Annotated in this window: 19 protein-coding genes and 1 pseudogene; 13 read left to right on the top strand and 7 right to left on the bottom strand. The window is 72.7% G+C overall.

Annotation, left to right across the window (positions count from 1 at the left end; all coding sequences use genetic code 11):
- Position 1: 1 nt before the first annotated feature.
- Positions 2 to 1,012, top strand: a complete 1,011-nt coding sequence (gene yhjD / locus FB388_RS32290; protein WP_246122655.1) for an inner membrane protein YhjD — start codon at positions 2 to 4, stop codon at positions 1,010 to 1,012.
- Here yhjD and FB388_RS32285 read toward each other — a convergent pair.
- Complete coding sequence (locus FB388_RS32285) at positions 981 to 1,904, bottom strand: GntR family transcriptional regulator (protein WP_142106502.1); 924 nt, start codon at positions 1,902 to 1,904, stop codon at positions 981 to 983. The genes yhjD and FB388_RS32285 overlap by 32 nt on opposite strands.
- Before the next feature lie 79 nt (positions 1,905 to 1,983).
- On the opposite strand from FB388_RS32285, the gene FB388_RS32280 reads away from it, so the two are divergent.
- Together FB388_RS32280 and FB388_RS32275 are read left to right on the top strand one after the other, a co-directional pair.
- Positions 1,984 to 2,514: a GNAT family N-acetyltransferase gene (locus tag FB388_RS32280; RefSeq protein WP_142106501.1), complete on the top strand. Its 531-nt coding sequence runs from the start codon at positions 1,984 to 1,986 to the stop codon at positions 2,512 to 2,514.
- 12 nt (positions 2,515 to 2,526) lie between these two features.
- Complete coding sequence (locus FB388_RS32275; RefSeq protein WP_246122654.1) at positions 2,527 to 3,621, top strand: carcinine hydrolase/isopenicillin-N N-acyltransferase family protein; 1,095 nt, start codon at positions 2,527 to 2,529, stop codon at positions 3,619 to 3,621.
- Between the two features lie 245 nt (positions 3,622 to 3,866).
- Here the strand turns inward: FB388_RS32275 and FB388_RS32270 are convergent, their stop codons facing one another.
- The gene (locus FB388_RS32270) at positions 3,867 to 5,024 is read right to left on the bottom strand and encodes a D-alanyl-D-alanine carboxypeptidase family protein (protein WP_142106500.1); all 1,158 of its coding nucleotides are present in this window, start codon (positions 5,022 to 5,024) and stop codon (positions 3,867 to 3,869) included.
- A gap of 235 nt (positions 5,025 to 5,259) precedes the next feature.
- Between FB388_RS32270 and FB388_RS32265 the strand changes: the two genes are divergently transcribed.
- The 6 genes and pseudogenes from FB388_RS32265 (at position 5,260) to FB388_RS32240 (ending at position 12,205) form a co-directional block, all read left to right on the top strand.
- Positions 5,260 to 6,378: a BMP family lipoprotein gene (locus FB388_RS32265; protein ID WP_246122846.1), complete on the top strand. Its 1,119-nt coding sequence runs from the start codon at positions 5,260 to 5,262 to the stop codon at positions 6,376 to 6,378.
- A gap of 88 nt (positions 6,379 to 6,466) precedes the next feature.
- On the top strand, positions 6,467 to 8,020 hold the full coding sequence (locus tag FB388_RS32260) for an ABC transporter ATP-binding protein (RefSeq protein WP_142106498.1): 1,554 nt from the start codon (positions 6,467 to 6,469) through the stop codon (positions 8,018 to 8,020).
- A complete protein-coding gene (locus tag FB388_RS32255) occupies positions 8,017 to 9,105 on the top strand; it encodes an ABC transporter permease (protein WP_142106497.1) in 1,089 nt (362 codons plus the stop codon). Before FB388_RS32260 ends, FB388_RS32255 begins: the two co-directional genes overlap by 4 nt.
- Positions 9,102 to 10,367, top strand: coding sequence for an ABC transporter permease (locus tag FB388_RS32250; protein WP_142106496.1), 1,266 nt, complete (start codon positions 9,102 to 9,104; stop codon positions 10,365 to 10,367). Before FB388_RS32255 ends, FB388_RS32250 begins: the two co-directional genes overlap by 4 nt.
- 106 nt (positions 10,368 to 10,473) lie before the next feature.
- A pseudogene (locus tag FB388_RS32245) lies at positions 10,474 to 10,854 on the top strand (cytidine deaminase); the annotation flags it as partial.
- A 76-nt stretch (positions 10,855 to 10,930) separates the two neighbouring features.
- Positions 10,931 to 12,205 (top strand): thymidine phosphorylase, encoded by a 1,275-nt coding sequence (locus FB388_RS32240; RefSeq protein ID WP_246122653.1) that lies wholly within the window; start codon positions 10,931 to 10,933, stop codon positions 12,203 to 12,205.
- A 123-nt stretch (positions 12,206 to 12,328) separates the two neighbouring features.
- On the opposite strand, the gene FB388_RS32235 is transcribed toward FB388_RS32240, so the two are convergent.
- A complete protein-coding gene (locus FB388_RS32235) occupies positions 12,329 to 13,345 on the bottom strand; it encodes a PA containing protein (protein ID WP_246122652.1) in 1,017 nt (338 codons plus the stop codon).
- A gap of 205 nt (positions 13,346 to 13,550) precedes the next feature.
- On the opposite strand from FB388_RS32235, the gene FB388_RS32230 reads away from it, so the two are divergent.
- The gene (locus FB388_RS32230) at positions 13,551 to 14,639 is read left to right on the top strand and encodes an adenosine deaminase (protein ID WP_142106493.1); all 1,089 of its coding nucleotides are present in this window, start codon (positions 13,551 to 13,553) and stop codon (positions 14,637 to 14,639) included.
- On the opposite strand, the gene FB388_RS32225 is transcribed toward FB388_RS32230, so the two are convergent.
- Together FB388_RS32225 and FB388_RS32220 are read right to left on the bottom strand one after the other, a co-directional pair.
- Entirely contained in the window at positions 14,629 to 15,585 is a 957-nt protein-coding gene (locus FB388_RS32225; protein ID WP_142106492.1) for an ABC transporter substrate-binding protein, read from the bottom strand. The genes FB388_RS32230 and FB388_RS32225 overlap by 11 nt on opposite strands.
- A 28-nt stretch (positions 15,586 to 15,613) precedes the next feature.
- Positions 15,614 to 17,089: a glycosyltransferase family 39 protein gene (locus FB388_RS32220; protein ID WP_142106491.1), complete on the bottom strand. Its 1,476-nt coding sequence runs from the start codon at positions 17,087 to 17,089 to the stop codon at positions 15,614 to 15,616.
- Between the two features lie 123 nt (positions 17,090 to 17,212).
- Between FB388_RS32220 and FB388_RS32215 the strand changes: the two genes are divergently transcribed.
- Positions 17,213 to 18,403 carry a sensor histidine kinase gene (locus tag FB388_RS32215; RefSeq protein ID WP_142106490.1) on the top strand — a complete coding sequence of 397 codons (1,191 nt, stop codon included), beginning with the start codon at positions 17,213 to 17,215 and terminating at the stop codon, positions 18,401 to 18,403.
- The gene (locus FB388_RS32210) at positions 18,400 to 19,068 is read left to right on the top strand and encodes a response regulator transcription factor (RefSeq protein ID WP_142106489.1); all 669 of its coding nucleotides are present in this window, start codon (positions 18,400 to 18,402) and stop codon (positions 19,066 to 19,068) included. Before FB388_RS32215 ends, FB388_RS32210 begins: the two co-directional genes overlap by 4 nt.
- 4 nt (positions 19,069 to 19,072) lie before the next feature.
- On the opposite strand, the gene FB388_RS32205 is transcribed toward FB388_RS32210, so the two are convergent.
- Complete coding sequence (locus FB388_RS32205) at positions 19,073 to 20,293, bottom strand: primosomal protein (RefSeq protein ID WP_142106488.1); 1,221 nt, start codon at positions 20,291 to 20,293, stop codon at positions 19,073 to 19,075.
- Positions 20,294 to 20,498: 205 nt separating this feature from the next.
- On the opposite strand from FB388_RS32205, the gene FB388_RS32200 reads away from it, so the two are divergent.
- On the top strand, positions 20,499 to 21,383 hold the full coding sequence (locus tag FB388_RS32200; protein WP_142106487.1) for an alpha/beta hydrolase family protein: 885 nt from the start codon (positions 20,499 to 20,501) through the stop codon (positions 21,381 to 21,383).
- Between the two features lie 18 nt (positions 21,384 to 21,401).
- Here FB388_RS32200 and FB388_RS32195 read toward each other — a convergent pair whose 3' ends face one another.
- The gene (locus FB388_RS32195) at positions 21,402 to 22,274 is read right to left on the bottom strand and encodes an aldehyde dehydrogenase family protein (protein ID WP_142106486.1); all 873 of its coding nucleotides are present in this window, start codon (positions 22,272 to 22,274) and stop codon (positions 21,402 to 21,404) included.
- Positions 22,275 to 22,278: the final 4 nt, after the last annotated feature.

The raw sequence follows: 22,278 nt of genomic DNA, 5'->3' as shown, positions 1-22,278 counted from the left end.
CGTGGCCGCTGACGAGACGCCATCGAAGCTGGAGCGGCTGCGCGCGCGGTACGGGTGGCTCGACCACATGGTGCGGGCCGGCGTGCGCTACACCGAGCGCCACGGTGACCACTACGCCGCGGCGATCACGTTCTTCAGCGTGCTGTCGGTGGTGCCGCTGCTGATGATCGCGTTCGCCGCCGCCGGGTACGTGCTGTTCTTCAACCCGGAGTTGCTGAACGAGCTGCTGGCCGCGATCACGGAGAACGTCCCGCCCGGACTGAGCGACACCATCGATCAGGTCATCCAGCAGGCGATCGACCAGCGGGGGACCGTCGGGTTCCTGGGTCTGCTCGCGGCCCTGTACTCCGGAATCGGATGGATGTCGAACCTGCGCGAGGCGCTCTCGGAGCAGTGGGCGCAGGTGCCGGCCGTTCCTGCCCTGCCGAAGCGGATCCTGTTCGACCTGCTCACGCTCGGCGGGCTCGGCCTGGCGCTGGTCGGATCCTTCGCCATCACGGGTGCGGTCGCCGGGTTCGCCGAGACCCTGCTCGGGCTCGTCGGGCTCGGAGACCAGGGCTGGGCCCTGTTCCTGCTCGGCCTGTTCGGTTTCCTGCTCGGCATCGTCGCGAACTGGCTGATCTTCCTGTGGGTGATCGCCCGGCTCCCGCGCGAGCACGCCACTCTGCGCAGCGCGGCCAAGGCCGCTCTGCTGGGTGCCGTGGGGTTCGAGGTCCTGAAGATCATCATGACCTACTACCTGGCGAGCGTGACGTCGTCGCCGAGCGGGGCGGTTTTCGGCTCGTTCCTCGGTCTGCTGGTCTTCGTGTTCTTCGCGTCCCGCTTCGTCCTCTTCGTCACGGCGTGGGCCGCCACCGCCCGGGAGAACGAGCAGGAGGAGCCGGTGCCCGTTCCGGAGCCGCCGGTGCTGCGCACGGAGGTGGTGCTGCGGAAGGGACCGACGGCCACGACCGCGCTGAGCCTCCTGGGTGCAGGCGCGCTCACCGGCTGGTTGATCCACCGGCGGAGGTAGCGCGCAGGAGGCGCATCTCCAGGCCGTCGAGGTGGCGGGCCACGGCGTGCTCCAGCAGCCCGTCCATGTCCCCGGGCATCCCGTCCTGGACCGCGGCCAGGTGCGGGAAGCGGCCCGAGCCCAGCAGCGTCCGCACCTCGCCGTCGAGGGTGGCCCACCACTCGTCGTTGTCCTGACCGGTCTCGCGTTCGGCCCGGGTCTCCGCCGCGAGGCTGGCGGCCAGGCCCCGTACCAGCGCGGGCAGCGTGAGCGCCTCGCGCACCCGCTCGGCCTCGGTCAGGGCAAGGCCGGCGAGTGCCTGCAGCGTCCACTCCGTGTGCGCCATCGCCTCGGGGATCAGCACGGGCCTCGTCATGGAGATCAGCTCGGCCAGCCACGGGTGGGCGCGGAAGACGCGCCACTGCAGGCGGCACACCAGCTCCAGCTTCGCCCGCCAGCCGGGCGGCCCCGGCTCGGGCAACGGGTGCGCCCGGAACACGGCGCGGACGAGGAGCAGTTCCAGCGCGTCGCGCCCGGCCACGTGGCGGTACAGCGACATCGGGCCGACCCCGAGCTCGGCGGCGAGCCTGCGCATCGAGACGGCATCCAAGCCCTCGTCGTCGGCCACGGCCATCGCGGTGGCCACGATCCGCTCCGTGTCGAGCTCCTGGTCCGGCAGCCGCCTGCGGGACGGCGGCGTGGGGGCGCGCACGACGGTGCCCGATCCGGGACGCGTGACCACGAGGCCCTCGTCCCGCAGGACCGCGAGGGCGCGGCTCGCGGTGGCCATCGCCACTCCGAAATCGCGGACCACCTGCCGCGTGGAGGGCACCCGGTCCCCAGGGCGCAGCGCGCCGGTCGCGATCCGCCGGCGGATGGCCGCGGCCACGTGCAGGTACGGCGGTTCCGTCATGGCGAAACCGTACTAGTGCGCAAGCAAAGCACACTGCGCGGTGTAGCCCATGATCTGATCGTCTGATTACGGTGTACGCATGACGTCGACCGAGACCGTGGTATGGGTGCTGGCTGCGGCCTTCGCCGACGATCCCCTGGCCCGGTGGCTGCTTCCCGCCGACCTGGCCGCCGAGATCGTCTTCGGCCCGCTCGTGGAGGCCTCGGCGGCGGCCGGCGAGCTCGCCGTCGCACCGGACCGCACGGCGGCCGCGGTGTGGCTGCCGCGCCCGACCGAACCGGTGGGTGAACGGCAGCCGATCCCGGACGCGTTCGCCCACCTCCGCACCTTCATGGAGCTGACCGAGGCGCGGCACCCGACCGGCACAGCGCACCTGTACCTGGTGCTGCTCGGCGTCCTGCCGGAGGCGCAGGGGCGCGGGCTCGGCGGCGCGCTGCTGCGCGAGCGCCTCGATCGCGCCGACGCCGAGGGCCTGCCCGCGTACCTGGAGGCCACCTCGCAGCGCAGTCGAGCCCTCTACGAGCGGCACGGCTTCCGCGACACCGGCGACCCCGTTCACCTGCCAGACGGCCCCACCCTGTGGCCGATGTGGCGCCCCGTCCATCCCTGATCAGGAGGAACTATGCCCGTCACCACCCGGGTCGTCGCCGGCGGAGCCGCCGACTTCATGACCGTCCGGCACGTCACAGCGTCCGGCAGCGAGGCCGGTATCGGGCGTGCGCTCGCCGCGGAGGCGCAGCGCACGTACGGCTGGACACCCGCACCGGCCGACCCCGTCAAGGCCCGCGCGCGCCGGGCCTGGTTCGCCCGCCACTGGCCGCAGCACCTGGCCCGGATGCGGGGCGCGGGCGAGGAGCTGGGCCTCGACCCGGACACCGACGAGGTGTACCTGGACGGCGCAGGCGGGATCCCGCTGGGATCGGCCTGCTCCGCGACCTTCTACCCGCCACCGGCCACGGTCGACGGTCGCGGCGTGCTCGGCCGCAACTACGACTTCTTCACCACCAGCACGACGGAGCTCTTCGCGATGCTCGCAGGGGAGGACGCCCCGGCCAGCGGCGAGATGCCGATGAGCGCGCGGCCCTACGTGATCACGAGCGTCCCCGACGACGGACCCGCCACCACCGTGCTCACGATGAACGAGCTCGACGGCTGCATGGAGGGGATCAACGAGCACGGCCTCGCGGTGGTCCTGCTGTTGGCCGACGCGGAGAACGCGAGTCCGCCGGTCGACGCCGGCCCGCAGGTGGGGCTGTCGAGCAGCCAGATCCCGCGCTTCCTGCTCGACACGTGCGCGTCGGCGGCCGATGCGGTCGACGCGCTGTACGCCGCCAAGCAATACGACATGGGCACGCCGTTGCACTACCTGGTGGCCGACGCCCGCGGGGACGCCTTCGTCTGGGAACGGGGGCCCGGGGGCGACGAGCACGTGGTGCGCGCCGACGGCGGGGGCCCTCTGCGTGACGAACCACCTGCTCCACCGGTACTCGGGGCCGCTGCCCGAGGACACCGACGAGACGATGCTGACCTACCACCGCCACCGGACGATCGCCGAACGCTCGGCGGGCACCCGCCTCTCCGCCGACCGGATGCGCGAGGCCCTCGACTCCGTCCGCGTGGACGCCTCGACCGACACGCCCTACCCCGTCCGAACGCTGTGGCGCACCGTCTTCGACGTCGAACACCTCACGATGGCTACCCACTTCTACCTGGGTGACGCCCCGGACGGAGCCCCGCGCTACAGCCCCGAGCTCGAGTTCCCGCTCCCCGCGCTGCAGCCGGCCTGAGGCGGAACGCGGAACTCGGCGCGTTCGAACGTCGGACTCGCCGTGCTGGAACGTCGGACTCGCCCCGTCGCGCGAGTCCTGCGTCCGAGCCGGCGGGTCCGGCGTTCTTCCGGGCGAGTCTGACGAATGGGCCCGCGCGTCTGCCGTTCGGGTCGGGCGAGTCTTGCGAATCCGGTCAGTGGCGCCGGCGCAGGGCGATGCCGCCGATGACCATCCCGGTGACCGCGAGGACGCCGAGGCCGACCGGGAGCAGCGGGGGGACGGGCTTGAGGGCGAGGGTCTGGCTGGTCGCCGGGTCCGCCACGGGCGGCGGGGGTGGGGCCGGGGCGGCGTCCACGAGCTCGCCGACCGCGGGCGTCGTCGCGGGGAGGTCGAACCCCCAGTCGAGCAGGCGGGCGCCCTGCCTCCACATCGGGGTCGGGGACTGCTCGCCCCGCATCAGCGCCACGACGAGGCGTCGCCCGCCCCGCTCGGCCGCGGCGACGAGCGTGTGCCGGGCGGCTTCGGTGAATCCGGTCTTGCCGCCGATCGTGCCTTCGTAGTGGGCGAGCAGCTTGCTGCTGTTGTAGAGCACGAACCCGGGGTGGTCGCCGTAGCCGGGGAACGGGATCGAGTGCAGCCCGGTCGTCTCGGCGAACAGGGGTTCGCGCATCGCCGCCCGGAAGATCAGGGCGAGGTCGTACGCCGAGCTGGCCATGCCCGGCCCGTCGAGCCCGGACGGGGTGGCGGGGCGGGTGTCGAGGGCGCCCAGCTCGTGCGCCGTGACGGTCATCTTGGCGATCGTGGGGCCGTCACCGCCCATGGTGCGGGCCAGCGCCTCCGCGGTGTCGTTGCCCGAGTTGAGCAGGAGGCCGGCGAGCAGCTGGCGCACCGTGTACTGCCCGCCGGGGCCGATGCCGGCCTTGCTGCCGTCGATCGCCTGGTCCTCGGCGGTGCCCTGGACCACCCGGTCGGGGTTCAGCTCCCGCACGGCGGTGAGCGCGGTGAGCACCTTCAGCGTCGACGCGGGGCGGTGCCGGGCGTGCGGGGCGCGCGCGGCGAGCACAGCGCCGGTGTCGAGGTCGGCGAGCACCCACGAGGCGGCGGTCAGATCGGGAGCGCCGTCCGGGCCGATCCGGTCGCACGTGCCCATCTGCGGCCCGCCCACCGGTTCGGGCGGCCAGGGCAGCGGGGCGGATGCCGGGGCGGCCTTCTCCTCCTCGACCGGCGGGCCGGGTGGGACCTGCTGGCTCGCGCAGCCGACCGTCACGCTCGCCACCGGCTGCGGTTTCGCGACCGTGACGGCCGGGCACGCCAGTGCGAGCAGCACCGTCACCGTTGCGACCCATCGCACGCCATCGACTGTAGATCGAGCCCGACCGCATCCGCCGAGCGAAAGCGACGATGATCATCGAATGGGGGACGCGCTCAGCCCGTCACGCTCCGGAGTCGACGATTCGGTCACGCCCCGCGGTCGATCATGTGAACACCGGCGGCCCTCGGATACGGTTCCCCACCGTCGTCCCAGGCCGGAACAGGAGAGGTCTCCCTTGCGGATCAGTCGAGGATTCGTTCTGGCAGCCGCCGTGCTGACCAGCGCACTGGTGGTGACGGGCTGCGCTCGCGACACGGGCGGCCAGCAGCAGGGCGGTGGCGGCGCGGCCGGCACCGAGTGCACCCGCAACCCCGCTCCGGCGGCAGCCGGTGGCGCCGCCGCGACCCCGGCACCGATCGCCCCCAACGCCGACGCAAGCGCGTTGAAGGTGGGAATGGCCTATGACATCGGGGGCCGCGGCGACCTGTCGTTCAACGACTCGGCGGCCGCCGGGCTCGAGAAGGCGATCAGCGACCTCGGCCTGGTGCAGACCAACACGCGCGAGCTCGCCGCTGCCGAGAACGAGAGCGAGGACGCGGCGGCCACCCGCCTGCGCCAGCTCGTCGCCGACGGCTTCAACCCGATCATCGCGGTGGGCTTCAAGTACGCGACTGCGCTGAAGGCCGTCGCCACGGAGAACCCGCAGGTGCAGTTCGCGATCGTCGACGACTCCACGGTCGAGCTGCCGAACGTCACCCCGCTGGTCTTCGCGGAGGAGCAGGGCTCGTTCCTCGTGGGCGCAGCTGCCGCGTTGAAGACGAAGTCCTGCCAGATCGGCTTCGTGGGTGGCGTCGACACCCCGCTGATCCACAAGTTCGAGGCGGGCTACGTGGCAGGCGCGAAGGCAGTGGCGCCGAACATCGAGGTCGACGTCGACTACATCAGCCCGGCCGGTGACTTCTCCGGCTTCAACGACTCGGCCCGCGGCACCGAGGTGGCCCGCGGCCAGCTCGACGGCGGAGCCGACATCGTCTACCAGGCGGCGGGCGCCTCCGGCCAGGGCGTGTTCGAGGCCGTCAACACGGCGACGAAGCCGGACGCGCAGAAGCTCGCGATCGGCGTCGACTCCGACCAGTACAACACGGTCGCGCCGCCGGTCAACGAGGTGATCATGACCTCGATGCTCAAGCGCGTCGACGTCGCGGTGTTCAACTACATCAACGCGGTGGCAGCCGGCGCAACTGGCTCGCTGCCGAAGGCGTTCGACCTCTCCGTCGACGGTGTCGGCTACTCCACCTCCGGCGGCAAGGTCGACGACATCGCCGACCAGCTGGACGCCTACAAGGCCGCGATCATCAAGGGCGACATCAAGGTGCCCAGCGAGCGGCAGTAGCGCACGGCACCTCACGCGTGGGGCACCATCGGGGGCCGGGTCCACACGGATCCCGGCCCCCGCGTACATCCCCGAAAGGCTGGAGGGAATGGCCGTAGCCGATACCGCGCCACCGCGCGGCGAGTACGCCGTGGAGCTCGCGGGGATCACCAAACGCTTCCCCGGTGTCGTCGCCAACAGCGACATCTCGTTGCGCGTGCGCCGCGGCGAGGTGCACGCCCTGTGCGGGGAGAACGGCGCAGGCAAGTCGACGCTGATGAAGATCCTCTACGGGATGCAGCAGCCCGACGAGGGCACCATCTCCGTGGACGGGGAGGTGGTGCACTTCCGGTCGCCCGCCGACGCGATCAAGGCCGGCATCGGCATGGTGCACCAGCACTTCATGCTGGCCGACAACCTCACCGTCGCCGAGAACATCCTGCTCGGAGCGGAGGGGCTGCACGGCATGGGTGCCACGGCCCGGCAGCGCATCGCCGAGCTGGAGGGCACGGTCGGGCTGCGCGCCCGGCCGGACGTCCTCGTCGAGCGGCTCGGGGTGGCCGACCGGCAGCGCGTCGAGATCCTCAAGGTGCTCTACCGCGGAGCCCGCACCGTGATCCTCGACGAGCCGACCGCGGTCCTGGTCCCGCAGGAGGTCGAGGAGCTGTTCGCCACCCTGCGCAGGATGCGCGAGGAGGGCTTCACGTTCGTCTTCATCTCCCACAAGCTCGACGAGGTGCGGGCCATCGCCGACACCGTCACCGTGATCCGTCGCGGGGCGTGCGTCGGCAGCGCCGACCCGAAGGCGGTGACGAGCCGCCAGCTCGCGGAGATGATGGTCGGCAGCGAGCTCCCGAGCCCGGAGACGCGCGAGTCGACGGTGACCGACCGCGACGTGCTGCGGGTCACCGGGCTCACCCTCGACGCCGAGGGCGGCGGCCGCCCGGTGCTCGACGGGGTGGACCTCGTGGTGCGGGCGGGCGAGGTGCTCGGGATCGCGGGCGTCGAGGGCAACGGGCAGACCGAGCTCGTCGAGACGATCATGGGGATGCGACGCGCGAGCGGCGGCACGATCGTGCTCGACGGCAAGGACATCACCCGGGCCCACACGCTGCAGCGCCGCGAGGCGGGCATCGGGTACGTGCCGGAGGACCGCACGCGCCACGGGCTGCTCGCCACCCAGCCGCTGTGGGTCAACCGGATCCTCGGTTACCAGAGCCGCAGGCCGGTGGCCTCCGGCGGGCTGCTCGGCGTGCTCGACCGGGCGGCCGCGCGGCGCGACACCGAGCGCATCGTCGAGGAGTTCGACGTGCGGACGCCCGGTGTCGACGTGCCGGCCGCGGCCCTGTCCGGCGGTAACCAGCAGAAGCTGGTGGTCGGCCGCGAGCTCTCCGGCGACCCGGTGCTGCTGATCGCCGCCCACCCGACCCGCGGCGTGGACGTCGGCGCGCAGGCCGGGATCTGGGACGTGCTGCGGCGCGCCCGTGCGGAAGGCCTCGCGGTGCTCCTCGTGAGCGCCGACCTGGACGAGCTGATCGGGCTGTCCGACACGATCAAGGTGATGCTGCGGGGACGGCTCGTCGCCGACGCCGACCCGGCCACCGTCACACCCGAGGAGCTGGGGGCCGCGATGACCGGCGCCGATGCGGAGGGAGCCGCGTGACGCGCATCCGGACCGTACTGCTGCCACCCGTACTGGCGATCGTGTTCGCCGCCCTGCTGTGCGCGGTGGCCCTGCTGATCAACGGCGACTCGCCGCTCACGGCCCTGCGGGTGATGGTCACCCAGGTCGGCGAGGGCACCACCGCCGTCGACATCATCAACACCGGGGCGATCTACTACGTCGCCGGGCTCGCCGTGGCCATCGGCTTCCAGATGAAGCTGTTCAACATCGGCGTCGAGGGCCAGTTCCGGCTCGCCGCGTGCGTGGCCGCGATCGCGGGCGGCGCGCTGTCGCTCCCACCGGGGCTGCACACGCTGGTGATCATCCTGGTCGGCGCGGCCGTGGGCGCGCTCTGGGCCTCGGTGCCGGCTCTGCTCAAGGCCTACCGCGGCGTGCACGAGGTCATCTCGTCGATCATGATGAACTTCATCGCCACCGGCGTGATCGCCTACCTGATCAGCACCGAGGGGTTCGGCGTGCTGCGGGGCAACAACATCTCGACCGACCCCATCGAGCCCACGGGGCACTTCCCAGGCATCTCCTTCGGGGCCAGTGGGACGATCTTCGGGTTCGTGTTCCTGGCAGCGGCGCTCGGGCTCGCCTACGGCTTCATGCTCAACCGGACGCGGTTCGGGTTCGAGCTGAAGGCGTCGGGCGAGTCGCCGACAGCGGCCGCGGCGGGTGGGGTGGACGCGCGCCGGATGGTGATCGTGGCGCTGCTGCTCTCGGGTGCGATGGCCGGCCTCGTCGGCCTGCCCGAGCTGCTCGGTCGCGACCACGCCTACACGCTCACCTCGCCCGCCGGCTACGGCTTCACCGGGATCGCGGTGGCCCTGCTCGGGCGCAACCACCCGGTGGGCATCGCCCTCGGCGCGCTGCTCTGGGCGTTCCTGGACAAGTCGGCGCTGGCCCTGGACAACGTCGGGGTGCCACGCGAGATCGTGCTGATCATGCAGGGATCGATCGTGCTATCGGTGGTCATCGCTTACGAGATCGTCCGCCGTTACGAGCTCGCAGCCGAGCAGCGGCGGGTCGCCGCCCAGCTGCGCGCCGTGACGGGCGTGCCGGCGGAGGTGGGGTCGTGACCGCGGTCGAGACGAAGCCGGCCGCGCCGGTCCCCCAGGCGCGCAACGGGCGGCGGCTGCCCGGCTGGGCCCGCGCCGCGATCGTCGTCGCGATCGGGGTCGGCATCCTGGCGATCACCACGACGCTGACCGGGCAGTACCAGCTCACCTCGAGCGGCACCACCCAGGCCGCGGTCCGGCTGCTCCTGCCGATCCTGTTCGCCGCGCTCGGCGGGCTCTGGGCGGAGCGCTCCGGCGTGATCAACATCGGGCTCGAGGGCATGATGATCCTCGGCACCTGGGGCGCGGCGTGGGCCGGCTTCTACTGGGGGCCGTGGGCGGCCGTGATCGGCGGTCTCGTGTTCGGCGCGCTCGGCGGCGTGCTGCACGCGATCGCCACGGTGACGTTCGGCGTCAACCACATCGTGTCCGGCGTCGCGATCACGCTGCTCGGGATGGGTATCACGCAGTACCTGGCCCAGCTGATCTTCGTGCCGCTCTCCCGGAACCCGCGGCAGTCGCCGCGCATCGAGGGCTTCGAGACGTTCTCGATCCAGCCGCTCGCCGACTGGCTCGCCGAACTGGAGGGCCAGCAACGCGTGCTGCTCTCCGACGCGGCCGGGCTGCTCGGCGGCGTCGTCTCCGGCCTCACCCCGCTCGTCGTGCTCGGGTTCCTGTTCGTGCCCGTGAGCTACTACGTGCTGTGGCGCTCGCGATTCGGGCTGCGGCTGCGCTCGTGCGGGGAGAACCCGGTGGCGGCCGCGTCGCTCGGCGTGAACGTGTTCACCTACAAGTACCTCGCCGTGATCATCTCGGGCGGGTTCGCCGGGCTCGGTGGCGCGGCGCTCACGCTCAACCCGGGCCAGCTCGGCTACCTGGAGGGCCAGACCGGCGGGCGCGGCTACATCGGCCTCGCCGCGATGATCTTCGGCAACTGGCGACCGGGTGGGCTGCTCGCCGGCGCCGCCCTGTTCGGGTACGTCGACGGCGTGCAGCTGCGCGCGGGCGGGGAGGCGGTGCACGCGCTGCTCTACGCCACCTCGATCCTCGCGGTGATCCTCGCGATCTTCTGGGCGGCACGGCGGCACTGGCGCTCGGCCGCGGTGGCGCTCGCCGCGGGTCTGGTCGTCTACGCCGTGTACTGGGTGATCCCCGAGGTGCCGCGGGAGTTCGCCTCCTACGCGCCGCAGCTGGTGACGCTGCTCGTGCTCGCGGTGGCGTCGCAACGGCTGCGGCCGCCTGCCGCGGTCGGGCTCGAGTACCGGCGAGGCGAAGGTGACTGAGAATGTGTTCGAGAAGCGCGGAGCGGGCAGCGAGGGACAGTCGGAACCTGTTGGATCACCGGCGTCCGCGGCCCACGTTCGGGCTTCTCGAACACATTCTGATCCAGACTGGCCTGCCCTCCGGCACGCCGCGATCGCGGCCGCCGGATCGGCCTACGCGCCGTACTCCCGGCTGAACGTGGGCGCCGCCGCGCTGTGCGACGACGGGCGCGTCGTCACCGGGTGCAACGTCGAGAACGCCTCCTACGGCCTCGGGATGTGCGCCGAGTGCACGATGGCCGGGCAGCTGCGCCTCACCGGCGGCGGCCGGTTCACCGCCGTCGCCTGCCGCTCCGGCACCGGTGACCTCCTCATGCCGTGCGGCCGGTGCCGCCAGGTGCTCTACGAGTTCGGCGGCCCCGACTGCCTCCTGGACACGCCCCGGGGCATCCTCCCGCTGAGCGAGGTCCTCCCGGATGCGTTCGGTCCGGAGGATCTACCCGCCTGATTCCGACGAACGGCGCGCTCGTCGGTACCTATCCGACGAACGCGCCGTTCGTCGGAATCGGAATAGGGTCGGGCTCGTGAACGTGATCGACGTGATCGTCACCAAGCGCGACCGTGCCCGGCTCAGCGACGAGCAGATCGACTGGGTCGTCGACGCCTACACCCGCGGGTCCGTCGCGGACGAGCAGATGGCGGCGCTCGCGATGGCGATCCTGCTCAACGGGATGGATGCGGGCGAGATCGCCCGCTGGACCCAGGCGATGATCGACTCCGGCGAGGTGCTCGAGCTGGGCGACGTCGGGCGCCCGCTGGTGGACAAGCACTCCACCGGCGGCGTGGGCGACAAGATCACCTTGCCGCTCGCCCCGTTGGTGGCCGCGTGCGGGGCGGCGGTGCCGCAGCTGTCCGGGCGCGGGCTCGGCCACACCGGCGGCACGCTCGACAAGCTGGAGGCGATCCCCGGCTGGCGGGCCTCGCTCAGCACGGAGGAGATCGCGGCGCAGCTCGCCGACGTGGGCGCCGTGATCTGCGCGACCACCCCGACGCTCGCCCCCGCCGACCGCAAGCTGTACGCCCTGCGCGACGTCACCGGCACCGTCGAGTCGATCCCGCTGATCGCCAGCTCGATCATGAGCAAGAAGATCGCGGAGGGCACCGGCGGCCTGGTGCTCGACGTGAAGTTCGGCTCGGGGGCCTTCATGAAGACGCCCGAGCGCGCGCGGGAGCTCGGCGAGACGATGGTCGCGATCGGTGCAGCCCACGGCCTGGCGACCACAGCCCTCCTGACCGACATGTCGGTGCCCCTCGGCCGGGCGGTGGGCAACGCGCTGGAGGTGGAGGAGTCCGTCGAGGTGCTGCGCGGCGGCGGGCCGGCCGACATCGTGGAGCTGACCGTGGCGCTGGCCCGCGAGATGCTCGCGCTCGCCGGCATCGAGGACGTCGACCCGGCACAGGTGCTCGCCTCCGGCAAGGCCCACGCGGTGTGGGAGCGGATGATCGCTGCCCAGGGCGGCGACCCAGGCGCCCCGATGCCGGTCGCAGGCCACGTGGAGGAGCTGGTGGCCGACCGGTCCGGGGTGCTCACCCGAATGGACGCCTACGCCGTCGGTGTAGCGGCCTGGCGGCTCGGAGCAGGCCGGGCCCGCAAGGAGGACGCGGTGCAGGCCGCAGCGGGCGTCCGCCTGCTGGTGGACATCGGCGACGAGGTCGAGGCCGGGCAGCCCCTGCTGGAGCTGCACACCGACACCCCGGACGCGGTCGCGGGCGCCCGAGCGGCGCTGGACGGTGGCGTCGTGGTGTCCGATGGACCCGCTGTCCGCCCGGCCCTGCTCAGCGAGACGATCCGCGCCTGACGAGCTGCAACTGGCGTGCATCGAGACCGCGACTCGCGTGCATCGAGAGCGCGACTCGCGGAGGTGGGGCTCTGCACTTCCGCGACTCGCGCCGTGAGTGCGGGCGAGTCGAGCTGTCGCCGGTCAGTCGTCCGGGTCGTCCGTCACCGTGTCGTGGGCGGAGGCGCCGTTCGGGCTCTTCACCGTGACCTTGCTGCGGTTGCGGCGCGGGGTCTGGCGGGGCGGGGGCGGCGGCATCTGGTGCACCGACGGGCCGCGGCCGAGGATGAGCTCGGCGAACGTGGCCATGGCCTCGTCCAGCTGGCCGGCGTTGCGCCGCTCCGACTCGGCGTTGGCGCGCTCCACGAGCGAGCGCAGGGAGCTGGTGTCGGGCCGCTCCACGATCGCGGCGTCGAGCTTGCCGAGCCGCTCGTCGATGGTGCCGCCGAGGTTGCCGAGGCGCCCGGACATGCTGTCCTCGATGGCGTCGAGGCGGGCGGCGAGGTTCTCGAGGCGCTTCTCGAGGTTGTTGAGCGGCTCCGTCGGGTCGACGGCGGGGCGGGCGGCCAGGTCCTCCAGCCTGCGGTGCAGGCCGACGCTGGTGTCGCCGAGCAGGTTGCGCAGGCCCTCGCCGGACTCGTCCACCGAGCGGAGCGCGTTGTCGAGCTGCTCGCGGACCATGCGCTCGATCCCGTCGACGCGCTCCTTGATCGGCGCACCCACCGACGACGGCATCGCGTCGAGGCGCATCTCGTGCCGGTCGAGGCGGTTGTCCAGGTCGTCGAGGCGCTTGTGCAGGCCGCCGAGCCGGTCGTCGAGGCCGTCCATCCGCCCGGAGACACCCTCTAGGCGGCCGGCCATCCCGTCGAGGCGGCCGTCGAGCTGGGCGATCGGCTTCGCGAGCTTGTCCGGCATCGCCTCGACCGCTCTCAGGACGGACGCGATCGAGGCGTCCTGAGCGTCGAGCTTGGCGACCGTCTCGTCGAGGCGCTCGGCGAGGACGCTCACCTCGGTGCGGTCGGGCAGCTCGGTGAGGCGCTTGCGCACCGTGCCGAGCGCGTCGAGGGCCGCGAGCCGAGCGTGGATCTCGTCGAGCGAGTCGAAGATCTGCTGCTGCTCGCTGTCGCGGATCTCCGCTGCGCGCATCAGCATTCCGCGCATGCGGTCGAACGAGAGATTGGAGTCATTGCTCATGGCGGCGGGGAGCTTCCTCTGAGCCGGACATCGAGTGTGGTGCGGCAATGAGGGTAGCGACCCGGGTGGATCACCCTTCCGCGGCTCCCCGATCGGAGGTGTCGTGCCCCGTTCGGAGCAGTGCACCGCGCCCAGACACCCCAGGTTAGGGGGCGTGTTCTAGCGTGGCCGGGTGCATGCGCCGTTGACCGTCGACACCATCCGCGACGCACCGAAGGTGCTCCTGCACGACCATCTGGACGGCGGGCTCCGCCCCGCCACGGTCATCGAGCTCGCCGACGCCGCCGGTTACCGCGGCCTTCCGTCGACGGACGCGGCCGAGCTGGGCGGGTGGTTCCTCGCCGCGGCGCACTCGGGGTCGCTGGTGCGCTACCTGGAGACGTTCGGGCACACCGTCGGCGTGATGCAGACGGCCGACGCCCTGGTCCGCGTGGCCGCCGAGTGCGCGGAGGACCTCGCGGCCGACGGTGTCGTGTACGCGGAGGTGCGGTTCGCCCCGGAGCTGCACGTGGAGGCAGGCCTGGAGCTGCCCGCCGTGGTGGAGGCGGTGCTCGAGGGGTTCAAGGTGGGCACGGCCCGCGCGGCGGAGCGCGGCAGGCACATCCGGGTGGGCTGCCTGCTCACCGCCATGCGGCACGCGGCGCGGTCGCGCGAGATCGCCGAGCTGGCGGTGCGCTACCGCGACCTGGGCGTCGTCGGGTTCGACATCGCGGGTGCCGAGGCCGGTTTCCCGCCCACGCGGCACCTGGACGCCTTCGAGTACATGCGCCAGCAGAACGCGCACTTCACGATCCACGCAGGTGAGGCGTTCGGGCTGCCGTCGATCTGGGAGGCGCTGCAGTGGTGTGGCGCCGACCGGCTCGGCCACGGTGTCCGCATCGTCGACGACATCACCCTCGGTGCCGACGGAACCCCTCGATTGGGGCTTCTTGCCGCCTATGTGCGTGACAAGCGGATCCCGCTGGAAATGTGCCCCACGTCGAACGTGCACACCGGTGCGGCGAAATCACTGGCGGACCACCCGATCGGGCTGCTGACGCAGTTGCGGTTCCGGGTCACGGTCAACACCGACAACCGGCTGATGTCCGACGTGTCGATGACGAGCGAGATGACCGCGCTCGCCGACACGTTCGGTTACAGCTGGGCGGATCTGCAGTGGTTCACCGTGAACGCGATGAAGTCGGCCTTCATCGGCTTCGACGAGCGGCTCGCCCTGATCAACGACGTGATCAAGCCCGGCTACGCGGCGCTCATGGCCTGAACAGGTCGACGGAGAAGGTCTCGGCGACGTCGTCGAGCAGCGTGTGCGCGCCCTGGAGGCCCACGGCGCTCATCCACGTCAGGTCGTCGACCTCGTGCTGGGCGCCGGTGAGCCGGCTCCACAGCGGGTTGCTGGTGAACTGCGCCTTCGGCCCGGTGGCGGTCGGGTCGGCCCAGGTCGCGACGAAGATCCGGTCGGCGTCGAGGTCGAGGATGCGTTCCTGCGAGACGTCGACCGCGATCTTGTCCGTGGTGGGCTGCGTGGGCGGGCGCGGGAACCCGACGTCGCGCAGGACGATCCCGGCGTAGGACTTCTCGGTGTAGAGGCGGACGGTGTCCTCGCCGGCGAAGCGGACGATCGAGACGGTGGGCAGGGTGCCACCGGACCCGGCGGCGATCTCCCGGCCGATCCCGGCGGCGCGCTGCTCGTACTCGGCGATCTCGGCCTCCGCGAGGTCCTCCTTGCCGAGGGCCCGGCCCGCCAGGCGGAGGTTCTCCTTCCAGGTGGGGCCGGTCGTCTCGCTGAAGACGGTGGGCGCGATCTGGGACAGCTGCCCGTACAGCGCCTCGTGGCGCACCTTGGCCGACAGGATCAGGTCGGGCTTCAGAGCGGCGATCTGCTCGAGGCTCGGTTCCTCCAGCCGGCCGACCGGGACGGCGTCCGTGCCGTACGTCGCCGCGAGCGGGCCGAGGTACGTCGGTAGTCCGCCCTCTATCGCCCGGTAGGTGGTGTAGCCCGCGAGCTGGGTCTCCAGCGTCAGCACCGCGTCGACGAAGCTCTGGTCGAGCGCGACGACCCGCTTCGGCTGCGCGGGGATCGCGGTCTCGCCCATGGCGTGCTGGACGACGCGGAAGGGCGCCTCCGCCGGTGCGGTTTGCTGGGGTGAGCCGCACGCTGTGACCAGGGTGAGCAGCGCGGTTAGCGCGATGGCGGGCAAGTGCTTCACCGCGTGAGGTTAACCTGCCCTAACGGCATCAACCGACACTCAGGGTACGTAGCCGTGGCCACAGTTGCGCCCACGGCTCCTGCCGGCCGGTGCACGACCACACGCTCGCGTTCTCCCCGCCGTCCGCCACCATGCGCACGTCCGCGAAGTACGGCCTCAGCGCATCTGGGGAGCCGCCGACGAAGAGCACCGCCGTGTCGTCCTCCGGCGGGGGCGGGAACCAGCCGTAGCCGCGGTTGGTGCTGTGGGCCTGCGGGAGGTCGTACTGCGTCGAGTAGCCGTCGAGGTACGCGGCGATGATGTAGGACTCGCCCATGAGCGCCGTGTGCTCGCGCGCCTCCGGTGGGAGCGCCTGGACCGCGGCGGCAGCGGTGCGGGCGATCGTCTCACCGACCTCGTCCGACGTGGCCGTGATCGTCGTGGCGGAGAAGAAGAGGAGCCAGCCCGCCGCGGCGGCGCTCAGCGCGTAGCCGGGCCAGGCGACCCAGCGGAACCGGCGCCGTCCCGCTTCCCGGCGCCGCTGCAGCCCCAGCGCGCCTGCCGCTGCGATGACACCGTACAGCCCGCCCAGGTAGTAGGGACGGCCCGGGGCCGCGACGAACACGGCGAACAGCACGACGAACGTCACCGCGAGGAAGCGGTACGGACGCATCTCCCCGGCGCGCAGCAGGATCCACAGGCCGTGGAACAGGAGCGCGGTGCCGGCCACTCCGGCGAAGATGATCAGCGTCACCGCCACGCCGGGACGTCCGCCGTACAGCACGTCGGCCTCCGCCGCCACCACGGCGCTCATCCGCAGCTGGGGCCAGCCGTTCACCGCCTGCCAGACCAGGGTGGGCAGCGCGATCAGCGCGCCGATCCCGGCGCCCGCCCACAGCAGGGGCCTGCGCAGCAGCTCCCGGGGACCGCAGACGAGGACGGTGGCGAGCAGCACGGCGGCGAGCAGCAGCACCTGGAACTTGGTCTCGGCGGCGATGCCGGCCGTCACGCCGAGCGCCAGCAGGATCCGGTCGTCGCGCAGCCGGATCCAGCGGACCAGGAGCCAGCAGAGCACCAGCCACTGCACCGGTTCGAGGGTGTACGGGGTGAGCCAGTGCCCGGCCAGCGTGATCCACACCGCGGTGGCCTGTGCGCCCGCGGTCAGGATCTGCGCGCGGCGGTCACCACCGAGCTCGCGGGCGACCAGCGCCGCGACGACGACCGCGGCGGCGGTCGCGAGCACGGCCGGGAGTCGCAGCACGACGATCGAGCCCGGCGCGATCGCGTCCATCAGCGCGGCCAGCAGCGGCGTGAGCGGCGGCTGGTCCGCCGAGCCCCAGTCGAGGTGGTGGCGGCCGATGGCCAGCATGTACACCTCGTCGAACCAGTACCCGCGGCCCACGCTCGCGGCCAGCTGAGCCACCCCGACGACCGCCGCGATCGTCAGGACGGGCAGGCGGGCGAAGGGCACCGCGTGCGGTGCGCGCTGCGTCAGACGGGTCTCGACGGTGGTCACGATCGTCATCAGACCGTCGCCGGACCGGCGCTGACCAGGGCCGACGGATGGCCAGGCCCCCTACCGAAGTAGGTGTGGCGCCCCACTGGACGACGGTGATCGCGAGGCCGGGGGCGCGGTTACCGTGTTCCGGTGCGCCAGCAGGCGGGTCCGCGAGACCACTCGACCGGGGCCGTGGTCTTCCTCGTCGCCGCCGTGCTGCTCTTCGCCGCGCTCGACGTGCTGTACACCGTGCTCGGGTCCCGGACCAGCGGCCCGGCCGGTCCATATGCCGGGCTCGCCCTGCGACTCGTTCTCGACACGGCCGTGCTCGCGGTCCTGCGCGCCCCGCTCCTGGTCACGTGGCTGACGATCGCAGGCGCGGTCGCGCTCCAGCTCTCCGAGCTGCTGAGCCCCGGCCTGCTCGTCGCGACGCCCGTGCTCTCCGGCGACCCGCTGACGCTCTCCGCGACACCGGTCGTCGTCAACGTCGTGGTCCAGGTGCGGAACCGGCGCTCCACGTGGGTGCTCGTCGGGATCCTCACACTGCTCGCGACCCGGCCGTGGGACCCGTCTTGGCTCACCGTCTCGCTCGGGCTGCTGACCACGGCGTTCCCCGCGCTGCTCGGCCGCTACGTCGCGGCGCGGCGCAACCTGATGGCGAGCCTGCGCGAGCGCGCCGAGCGCACCGACCGGGAGCAGCGCCTGCTCGCCGAGCAGGCCCGCGCCGAGGAACGGGCCCGGCTCGCGGCCGAGATGCACGACGTCGTCACCCACCGGGTGAGCCTGATGGTGCTGCAGGCCGGCGCCATCGAGGTCACGGCGACCGACCCGGGGACCCGCCGCGCCGCGGAAGGGCTGCGGGACGCCGGCATGCAGGCGCTCGACGAGCTGCGCGAGCTGGTCGGCGTGTTCGGCGGCGAGCGGACCGGGGAGTCGCCGTCGGTCGGGCCGCCCGCGCCGCGGGCCGACCTGCGCGAGCTCGTCGACGCCTCCGTCGCCGCCGGTGTGGACGTTCGGCTGGAGTGCGGCGGGGACACCGACGCCGTGCCGTCGGCGGTGCTGCGCACGGTCCACCGGGTGGTGCAGGAGGCGCTGACGAACGTGCACAAGCACGCGCCGGGCGGCCGGGTGCTCGTCGACGTGCGCTACGGGGCCGACGCCGTGAGCGTCGCGGTGACCAACACGTCGTCCACCGCCGACGCGGCGCTCGCGCCGACCGGCTCGGGGAGCGGGCTGCGCGGCCTGCGGGAGCGCGTGTCGATCATCGGTGGGACGCTCGAGGCCGGGCCGTGCGCCGACGGCGGGTTCGCGGTTCGGGCCGAGCTCCCGGTGGGCCGATGAGGGAGGGAACGGTGCCGGTACGCGTGCTCGTGGTCGACGACGAGCCGATGGTGTGCGCGCACCTGCGCACGATCCTCGGCGCCGCCGACGGGATCGAGGTCGTCGCCAGCGCGGCCGACGGCGCGGAGGCCGTCGAGGCCGTCGTGCTGCACGAGCCGGACGTCGTGCTCATGGACCTGCGGATGCCCGGCGTCGACGGGATCACCGCGACCGCCCGGATCGTCGAGCTCCCCGCCGCGCCCCCGGTCGTCGCGCTCACCACGTTCGACGGCGACGAGCACGTGCACCGGGCACTGCGCGCCGGAGCTGCCGGCTACCTGCTCAAGTCCACACCACCCGAGGAGCTGGCCGCGCTGGTGCGGGTGGCCGCTCAGGGCCACACCGTGCTGTCCCGGTCGGCGGCGCGCCGCCTGGTGGGCGACGCGGGCGACGCCCACGTGGCCCGACGTCGCGCAGCGGCCCGCCTCGCCCGGCTGACCGACCGGGAACGCGACGTCGTGGCCCTGCTGGGCGAGGGGTGCTCCAACGCCGAGGTGGCGCGGCGGCTGCACCTCACCGAGGCGACGGTGAAGGGCTACGTCTCCAACGCGCTCGACAAGCTCGGCTGCACCAACCGCACCCAGCTGGGCCTGCTGGCGAGGGAGGCCGGCCTCCGGACGGAGTGAGCGGTCAGTGCGTGCGGAAGCGGTTGGTCACGTCCTCGACCAGCTCGCGGAAGCGCGCCGACTCCGCGTCGAACGGCGGGCTGGGGGCGAGGCGGGTGGGGTCGGGCTTGGTGATGTAGTTGACCAGCCAGCCGAGGGCCTGCGACTCGGCGAGGCCGCGACGGGCCTCGTCGTCGCCCGCCCAGTCGCCGACGTCGAGCATCAGCTCGGTGGCCAGCTCCAGCTGGGAGGGGTCGACGCCGAGCGGGCCTTCGGCGAGGTCATCGGCCAGCCCGGTGAGCGTGTAGGCGTTGAGGTCGTCGACGCGCACGTCCAGCTCGCCCACGCCGGCCCGCTCGACGATCTCCGGCCAGGTGGAGGCGGCCGCCAGGTCGTGCCCGGCGGCGCCGTCCTCGCCGAGCCAGCGGGCCAGCGCCCGCTCGGACCGGAAGACGTCGATCCGGCCGTCGGAGCCGAGGAAGACGGCCTTGTCGTCGAGGTAGCAGCGCAGCGTGTAGTGGTCGCCCTCGCGCGTGGTGATCCGGATGGGGTCGATCCCGACCTCCTCCCAGAACCCGGGCTCCTCGTCGTCCTCCTCCGCGGTGCCGTCCTCGTCGGCCTCGGTGACCGTCGGCTCGTCGGTGTCCTCGACGACCAGGACCTCCTTCTCCGCGGCCGCGAGCGCTGCGGGGTCGACCTCGGGGGTCTCGACGATGTCGTCGAGCGCGTCGATCACCTCGTCCCAGCGCTCGGCGATCGTCTCGACCATCTGGGTCCACAGCCGCTGGCCCTCGCGCCCGGCGAACGGCAGCGTGCCCTGGCGCAGCAGGCCGAACGCGGGAGCCGACCCGAGCACGTCCGTGACCGCGTCCAGCTCGCAGACGTCCGCGATCGAGCGGATCATCTCCGTGATCTCGGCGAGCTCGCCGACCGTCCAGGTGTCGGGGTCCTCGGCGACGAGCTCCGGGACGCCGACGATGTCGTACCGCTGGGTGTCGTCGGGTGTCAGCTCCTGCACCGTGAGATCGGGCACCAGGGGCCACGCGGGGTGGTCGACCAGGTCGTGCTCGGTGGCGGTGCGGACGAACGCCGCGAGCTGGGGGACCTCCGGGAAGGCGAACAACGAGTCGTCGTCGCCGAGGAAGGCCTCCCACTCCTCGCCGTCCTCGCGCCACCGCGGGGCCCACAGCGTGACGAGGTCGCCCTCCGTCAGGGAGAGCTGGATCGGGACGATGTCGCTGGCCACGCGGGCAGCCTAGGACCACGCCTCGACCCGCCCGGCCGGTGGTGTGGCATACGGTGCGGGAGGGACGCGCGTCACCGGCGGTTCGTCCCGCCGTCGTTGACGCGCTCAGGGGCACGTTGCATCATCTCTGCACATTTCGCTCCCCCAACCGGTCGATCCGGCTCCCCCGATCGTCCGGGGTGCACTGCCTCGAAAGGCGGCAGGAATGTTCAGGAACACCCGTGTCCCCGCCGCGGGCGCGCTCGCGGCGCTCGCGTTGGTGCTGGCACCCGCAACGGCCGCGGCCCAGCCGGCGCCGAACCCGTTCGAACGCGGTCCCGACCCGACCACGCAGAGCATCGAGGCCAGCCGCGGGCCGTACGCCACGGAGGACCTCGAGGTGTCCGACCTGCGGACCCCGGGCTTCGGATCGGCCGTCATCACGTACCCGACGACCACCGCGGACGGGACGTTCGGCGCCGTCGCGATCGTCCCCGGCTACACCGCGCGGGAGTCGTCGATCGCCTGGCTGCGGCCGCGCATCGCATCCCAGGGGTTCGTGGTGATCAGCTTCAACACGAACTCGACCTCGGACCAGCCCGCCGCCCGGGGCGAACAGCTGCTCGCGGCGCTGGACTACCTCACGCAGGAGTCCGCGGTCCGCGACCGGGTGGACCCGGACCGGCTCGCCGTCATGGGCCATTCGATGGGTGGAGGCGGGACCCTGGAGGCGGCCGCCGAGCGCACCTCGATCGAGGCCGCCATTCCGCTCACCGGGTGGAACGCCGACAAGACGTGGCCGGGGGTGCAGGCGGCGACGCTGGTCGTCGGGGCGGAGAACGACTCGACCGCGCCGGTGGCGCGGCACTCGATCCCGTTCTACGAGAGCCTGACGAACGCCGAGGAGCGGGCCTACCTCGAGCTCAACGGGGCGAGCCACTTCGCGCCCAACAGCCCGAACACCACCATCGCCAGCTACAGCATCGCGTGGCTCAAGCGGTTCGTCGACGACGACACCCGCTACACGCAGTTCCTCTGTCCCGCGCCCCGGACCGGGACCGCGCTGTCCGACGTGCGGACCAGCTGCCCGATCGACGAGTCGCAGGCGTGATCGGGCCGGAGTGCGGGGTCAGCGCCCCACGGGGTGCCACACGGTCTTGATCTCGGTCCAGGCCCGCAGCCGGGTGAGGTCCGGGACCGGGGTCCAGTCGGGCTCGGCGGCTGGCCTCGGCAGCACCCGCTTGACCCCTTCGGCCGCGGCGCGCTCCAGGTCGGCGGCCAGCTCGGCGGGCGCCCCCACCAGGTCGAGGGCCTGCACCTCGCCGTGCGCGGCGAGCCACGGCGCCAGCTCCGCGGTGCGCCCGGTGAGCACGTTGACGACCCCGCCGGGCACGTCGGACGTGGCGAGCACCTCGGCCAGCTCCACCGCAGGCAGCGGCCTGGCCTCGGAGGCCACGACGACGGCCGTGCAGCCGGTGGCCAGCACGGGCGCGAGCACGTCGACCAGCCCGAGCAGCGACGACCCCTGCGGCGCCAGCACCCCGACCACGCCGGTGGGCTCCGGGGTCGACCAGTTCACCAGCGGCCCGGCCACCGGGTTCACCGAACCGAGCACGGAAGCGATCTTGTCGGTCCACCCCGCGTACCAGACCCAGCGGTCGACGGCGGCGTCCACGAGCGCCGCGGCCTGCCCCTTGCGCACACCCTCGGCCGCCACGACGTCGCCGACGAACTGCCCGCGCCGGCCCTGCAGCATCTCGGCCACCCGGTAGAGCACCTGGCCGCGGTTGTACGCGGTGGCGCCGGACCAGCCGGGGAACGCCGCCCGGGCCGCGCTCACCGCGTCGCGCACGTCCTTGCGGGAGGCGAGCGCGGCGTGGGCGAGCAGCGTGCCGTCGGTGCTCGTGACCGGATAGCTGCGGCCCGACTCCGATCGCGGGAACGCGCCGCCGACGTACAGCTTGTAGGTCTTGGCGACGGTGAGCCGGTCGGTGGACGTCACAGGC

This window comes from Pseudonocardia cypriaca (assembly GCF_006717045.1).
Lineage (GTDB): Bacteria > Actinomycetota > Actinomycetes > Mycobacteriales > Pseudonocardiaceae > Pseudonocardia > Pseudonocardia cypriaca.
The sequence above is the reverse complement of the archived record's forward strand: the minus strand, read 5'-3'. Positions and strand labels throughout refer to the sequence as shown.